A 5927-nucleotide genomic window follows, 5' to 3' on the forward strand; every position below is an offset into this window, starting at 1 on the left:
CCCCGATCGAAGAGGGATAGGAATGAACCGAGACGAACAGATAGCGACAAGAAGCGGGCAATACGCGGCCCGCTTGCGGCGGGCGCTCGGCACCCTCCAAGCGGGGGAGGTCGACGACATTCTGCTCGAGATCGAGGGCCATATCGCAGAGCGCCTGGCGGGCGCGGCGGATCCGGCGGCGGCGGTCGTCGAGGTGCTCGAAGCCCTGGGCGATCCGGAAGAGCTGGCAGCCGAGTATCAGACCGAGGCGCTTCTCGCCCGAGGCCGGTCCAGCCAATCGCCACTGACGCTCATGAGGGCGGCACAACGGTGGGCCATGGAAGGGCTGATCGGTCTGACGATGTTCCTCGCTGGAATCCTGGGCTATGGTCTTGCTGCAGCGTTGATTCTGGTCGCTGTACTGAAGCCTTTCTTTCCTCACCACATCGGGCTCTGGAGGGATCCACCCGATCTTCTCGCTCTTGGCTTCGTCAGTGGCCCGCCCGATGCGCAGTTCGAGCTTCTGGGCTGGTGGATCATCCCGGTCGGGCTCGTGACAGGCTGCCTGCTCTGGCTCGGCATGACCCGTCTGTTGGGCGGCCTGCTGCGTCGCTACCGAGCCTTCGCCTCACCCCTGCGGGAATCGGGCCGGCGCGCGGCGTCGTGAAGATCGGGAGCGCTCGGGCGGGCATTCTGGGCTACCTTGCGCTGCTTCTTCCGGTGACTTACGCGCTGCAGCTTCTAGTGCTGTGGCGGGGAGGCCTGGACGGACCGCTGGTCGCGAGGTTCGCGCCGCTCATCATGTTTCTGCCCGGCGTTACCGCCCTGGCCATGTTGCTCCGGACCGGCGAGGGTTTGCGCTCGATTCCTTGGCGCATTGGCCGCCCCCGCTACTTGATCGCCGCGGCCTTCATCCCGGCTCTGAGCGCGATGCTGTGTGTGGCGATCATCAGCTCGTTGAAACTCGGAAGCTCGCCGCACCTCCAGCTCGTCGACGGCTTGGTGGTGCTGGAGAAAGGGAGGTGGGTGCTCGGCCAAGGGGGCCAGTCGGTCCCTCGCTTCGCGCTCAACCTGGCCGCGACGGCGGTCGTTTTCGCCGTGGTCAACGGCGTCTTCGCCGCCGGTGAGGAGATCGGCTGGCGGGGCTATCTTCAGCCTCGGCTTGTCGAGCGCCTCGGCCCGCTTGGCGGGATCGTCATTCTCGGTCTCATCTGGGCGCACTGGCATACGCCGATGATCCTCGCCGGGTACAACTATGCCGAAACGCCGGTGCTCGGCGCTCTCGTGCTGTTTCCGCTAGAGCTCATCCTCGCTTCCTTTCTGCTGGCCTGGCTGACGATTCAAAGCCGCAGCGTCTGGCCCGCGGCGTTGGCCCACGGCAGCACCAACGCCTTCCACGGTCACATCGTCCAGGGGATGGAGCTCTCAGGGCCCAGACTGGGAGCTGATCTCGTCACTCTCTCGGTTGCGCTTGCGGTGGCCGTCCCGGCCTACCTCACGATCCGCCGCCGGCGTCATTGACGCCAGACCGAGTGCGCCAGCTGAGCCGCCGCCGATCGCGGTGGGATTATGGCGATGATGCCGTGGATGCCGGTCTCAGACTTCGGGGCACGAGCACGATGCGTTCGCGGCTCGAAGACACCCAGCCTGAAGAAAAAGAACGCTACGATAGAGAGAGTTCATGTCTCTGAGTGTTCACTTGCGAGCCTTCCTCAAGGATCCCAAGGGCATTGCAGCGCTGACCCCGACCTCTGCGGCCAGCGTCGGTCGCATCGCCTCGAAGGCACCGAGTGCCGAGGCGCGGCTGATCGTCGAGTTCGGTCCGGGAAGCGGAGTCCTGACGAGCGCGCTGCTCGACCGGCTGCCCCCCGGAGCGCGTCTCCTGGCGATCGAAGCGAACGCCGAGTTCGCGGCGCGACTGACCGCGAGGCTCCGAGATCCGCGACTCATCGTCGTTCACGACTCCGCCGTGCGAGTGCGAGAGATCCTCGCGGAACTGGGTCTCGGTCCGACCGATTGCGTTCTGTCGGGAATCCCCTTCTTCTGGCTCTCCCCGGAGTCGGCGCACAGGATTGTCGCCAACACCGAGGCAGCGCTCGCCCCTGGAGGCGCTTTTGTGACCTACCAGATGTTCTACCTGCCGCGTCGCCGCCTGCGGGCGCACCTCGAGCGCTGCTTTCGCTCCGTCCGCTCGGAGCTCGACCTTCGAAACCTGCCTCCGCAGAGAATCTACGAAGCGCTCAAGTAGGCGGGTCTCAGTCAGCGACGACAACTGCTACGTAGGGTGCATCCGCCCCCGGTTGCGACTCTCGTGAAGTGCCTTGTGACCGCGCTGGTCCGAGGCCTTCCTTGTCAGAGAGGACCCTTCTCACTCTGCTAGACTGACCGCCAACCCGGGAGGTATGCGTGCAGGGCCAGACCCTCTCCCACTACAGGATTCTCGACAAGCTCGGGGAAGGGGGCATGGGGGAGGTCTATCTCGCTGATGATCTTCGCCTCGACCGGAAGATCGCCCTCAAGGTCTTGCCGGAGACCGTGGCTTCGGACGCCGATCTCCAGGAACGCTTGCAGCGAGAGGCGAAGGTCATCGCGGCGTTGAATCACCCCAACATCGTGACCCTGTATTCGGTGGAGGAGGCCGACGGCGCTCAGTTCCTGACGATGGAGTATGTAGAGGGCGACACGCTCGATCAGCTCATCCCCGCCGGGGGCATGCCGATTCCCAGAGTTTTCGCCATCGCCATGAGACTGGTCGACGCTCTCGGCGCCGCGCACAGGAAAGGCATCATTCATCGCGATCTGAAGCCGGCGAATATCAAGATCACACCCGGCGGAGAAGTTAAGATTCTCGACTTCGGCCTGGCCAGGACCGTGGCCGTGCCGGACTTCCCGTCGCTCCCGGAGGATGATACGACGGAGCTCCTCGCGGAAGCTCCCGAGCTGTCTGGCACGTTGCGCTACATGGCACCCGAGCAGCTTCGAGCGGAGTCGGTGGACGAGCGAGCGGATGTCTACGCTTTGGGGGCAACGCTCTATGAGCTGGTCGTCGGGCAGCCGCCGTTCTCGGACTCCGACGGCTTCCGATTGATTGCCGACATCCAGCACACGAAGCCCTCGCCTCCGCGCTTGCTCAACTCGGATGTCCCCGTCGAGCTCGAGGCGATCGTCCTCAAGTGCCTGGAGAAGACCCGGGAGCGTCGCTACGAGTCGGCACGGGCGGTTTCGGAAGCTCTGCGAAAGGCCAGGTCCGCTTCGCTCGCAACACCCAGGACCCTGGCGGTTCTGTACTTCGAGAGCTCGAGCGGGACCAAGGAGGACGAGTACCTTCGCGACGGGATGACGGAGGACGTCATCATCGAGCTGTCGAAGATGCGAGACCTGTCGGTGCTTTCGCGCTCCTCGGTCATGCCGTTCCGGGATCTAGGGGTCCCCGCCACCGAGGCCGGCCAGAAACTCGAAGTAGCCTACGTCCTCGACGGGAGTCTGCGTCGAGCGGGCGACAACCTGCGGGTGACAACGACCCTCGTTGAGACGAAGTCTGGACGGTCCGTCTGGGCGGAACGCTTCGACCGCCAGCTGGAGGACGTGTTCGCCATCCAGGCCGAGATTGCCGAGAGCATCGCGGGCGCCCTGCGAGTCATGCTGACGGACGCCGAGAGGCGCGCCATCGCCAAACCTCCCACGACCAACGTCGATGCATACGAGCAGTACTTGCGCGGGCGGCAGAGTTTCCGGCAGTTTCGACGGCGGAGCATCGAGTTCGCGCAGAAGAAGTTTGAGCGTGCCATCGCCATGGACCCCGACTACGCTGCGGCCTATGCGGGACTAGCGGATTCCTACTCCTACCTGTACATGTTCTGGGCCGCCACGAAAGAGAATCTGAAGGGGGCGGATGAGGCCAGCCGTATGGCCGTACGACTTGATTTCGATTTGGCCGAGGCCCATGTGGCCCGGGGAATCGCCGTCTCGTTGAGCAAGCGGTACGACGAGGCCGGTCAAGAATTCGAAGCGGCCGTTCGGCTGAATCCGAAGCTGTTCGAGGCTTACTACTTCTACGCGCGCACCCACTACAACTGTGGCAAGCTGGAGGAGGCGGTCCGGTGGTTCCGCCGTGCCTGCGACGCTCGGCGTGAGGACTACCAGGCGCCGACGCTGATGGCGAGCGCACTCAGGGGGCTGGGTCGCAAGCAGGAGTCCGACGATACCTACCGTCGTGCGTTGGAGCTGGCGCAAGCTCACCTGCAGTTGTATCCGGGCGACGCGCGGGCCCTCTATTTCAGCGCCATTTCGCTGGCGCAGTTGGGGGAACGACCCGCCGAGAGCCTGAAATTTGCCGAACGGGCTTTGGCGATCGATCCCGAGGAGCCTCAGATTCTCTACAACGTCGCCTGCGTATACGCTCTCCTTGGGCGGCCCGGCGAGGCGATCGACTGTCTGGGCGGCACCATCATCCACGGCGAGTGGTGGCAAACGTGGATGGAACACGATCCCGACCTCAGCTCGTTGCACGACGATCCCCGATTTCGAGCTCTACTGCGCTAGCCGAACAGGGTCTGACGATGAGCGGTCCAAATTCAGATTAGTTTCTTGGCTCGGAGCTCACTTGGGACCACCGACGGCGCGAATGCGGCTGTAGTGACGGCGTGCCTTGGCGCGGTTGCCGCAGGTCTCCATCGAGCACCAACGGCGGGAGCGATTGCGGCTGGAGTCGAGGAAGAGCCAGGTGCAGCGCTCGCCGTCACACTCGCGCACACGTTCGAGCTCGGCGCCGGTCAGAAGCTCGGCTGCGGAACGGGCAATCGGAGCCAACGGAGCCTCGAAGGAGCTCGCGAGGCCGTGCCACCCCCAAGCAAAGCCCGTGCCGTCGGTCTCGAGCCGGAGTCGTGCGGTGGCATCGGCGAAAGCGGCATTGACTCGTTCCAGATCTCCGCTCCGCGCACTCCCACCGGTCACTCGTGCCTCGAAGATCCGATAGAGCGCCTCGCGCAGGTCGATCGCGGTCGCCAGCGCTTTCTCGGCCCTTTGCGGCTGGTCGCGGGCCATGGCTTCAAGGGCTCCGGCCTGACGGCGACCGAGGATTCCCACCTGGTCGGCGAAGGCCAGGAGGTCCACGAAGCCGTGGAGCTTCTCGGTCTCCGCCCGGCTTCGATCCTCCCAGGTGTTGGCAAAGTCGAGGCACAGGGCGCCGCCGGAGAGCGCGAATGTGTTTTCGCGGGGCTCGTCCATGGTCCCATCCTAACCTATTTCGAGGTATTGACAGGTTAGGTCGCCGGAGCTACAATCTAACTTGTAAATAGAGTAAAGGAGGTTAGATTCAGCATCATGACGACACTGACAACAGCGCGCGTCGAGACCGCGCACCTCGCCGATCAGCTGGAGCGAGCTTTCCGCGGCGGCTCCTGGCACGGTCCGTCGGTCACGCAGGCGCTGGCGGGAGTCGACGCTGCGGCCGCAAACCGGCGACCGCTCGCCGCTGCACACAGCATCTGGGAGATTGCGCTTCACATCACCGCCTGGATCGACACCGCCAGGCGCCGAATCCTCGGAGAGACGATCGGCGATCTGAGCCTCGAGCTCGACTGGCCACCCACGGCAAACGGCTCGGAAGAGGCCTGGCGGACCGTTCTCTCCGATCTGGAAGAGGCTCATCGGAGCCTCCATGCGACGGTCCTCGAGCTCGAGGACGCCCGCTTGGAAGATCCGGTCGCCGGCTGCGACCCCACCGTGCGCGGCCTGCTGTTGGGCGTGCTGCAGCACAACGTCTACCACGCGGGACAAATCTCCGTGCTGAAGAAGGCCGAAGCGACTCCGGGAGGCGCGGCGTGACACCCGTCCAGACTCGTCTGCGTGATGAGCTGCTCGGAAGGCGACAGCGGCTGGAAGCAGTGGCGGCGGCTCGAGGCGAGGAACGGCTGGTGGAACGGGTGCGTCGGGTCGATGCCACCCTC

The 5927-nt window shown here is 64.7% G+C and carries 6 protein-coding genes; 5 read left to right on the forward strand and 1 reads right to left on the reverse strand.

Annotated features, from left to right (window positions below):
• The first annotated feature begins 22 nt into the window (after positions 1-22).
• From GY769_11460 to GY769_11475, 4 genes are all read left to right on the forward strand, one after another.
• Complete coding sequence (locus GY769_11460) at positions 23-646, forward strand: hypothetical protein (protein MCP4202538.1); 624 nt, start codon at positions 23-25, stop codon at positions 644-646.
• Complete coding sequence (locus GY769_11465; protein MCP4202539.1) at positions 643-1500, forward strand: CPBP family intramembrane metalloprotease; 858 nt, start codon at positions 643-645, stop codon at positions 1498-1500. The genes GY769_11460 and GY769_11465 overlap by 4 nt, the downstream gene beginning before the upstream one ends.
• A gap of 160 nt (positions 1501-1660) precedes the next feature.
• Complete coding sequence (locus GY769_11470; protein MCP4202540.1) at positions 1661-2227, forward strand: methyltransferase; 567 nt, start codon at positions 1661-1663, stop codon at positions 2225-2227.
• Between the two features lie 158 nt (positions 2228-2385).
• The gene (locus GY769_11475) at positions 2386-4521 is read left to right on the forward strand and encodes a protein kinase (protein MCP4202541.1); all 2136 of its coding nucleotides are present in this window, start codon (positions 2386-2388) and stop codon (positions 4519-4521) included.
• A 57-nt stretch (positions 4522-4578) separates the two neighbouring features.
• Here the strand turns inward: GY769_11475 and GY769_11480 are convergent, their stop codons facing one another.
• A complete protein-coding gene (locus GY769_11480; GenBank protein ID MCP4202542.1) occupies positions 4579-5205 on the reverse strand; it encodes a hypothetical protein in 627 nt (208 codons plus the stop codon).
• A gap of 96 nt (positions 5206-5301) precedes the next feature.
• Here GY769_11480 and GY769_11485 point away from each other — a divergent pair, with 96 nt between their 5' ends.
• Positions 5302-5805 carry a DinB family protein gene (locus GY769_11485; GenBank protein MCP4202543.1) on the forward strand — a complete coding sequence of 168 codons (504 nt, stop codon included), beginning with the start codon at positions 5302-5304 and terminating at the stop codon, positions 5803-5805.
• Positions 5806-5927: the final 122 nt, after the last annotated feature.

The organism is bacterium, assembly GCA_024224155.1.
In the GTDB taxonomy this organism is placed as follows: domain Bacteria; phylum Acidobacteriota; class Thermoanaerobaculia; order Multivoradales; family JAHEKO01; genus CALZIK01.

Bases quoted from the DNA above. Each gene is read 5' to 3' on its own strand.
- GY769_11460 (MCP4202538.1), top strand. From the start codon at position 23: ATGAACCGAGACGAACAGATAGCGACAAGAAGCGGGCAATACGCGGCC.
- GY769_11470 (MCP4202540.1), top strand. From the start codon at position 1,661: ATGTCTCTGAGTGTTCACTTGCGAGCCTTCCTCAAGGATCCCAAGGGC.
- GY769_11480 (MCP4202542.1), bottom strand. From the start codon at position 5,205: ATGGACGAGCCCCGCGAAAACACATTCGCGCTCTCCGGCGGCGCCCTG.
- GY769_11485 (MCP4202543.1), top strand. From the start codon at position 5,302: ATGACGACACTGACAACAGCGCGCGTCGAGACCGCGCACCTCGCCGAT.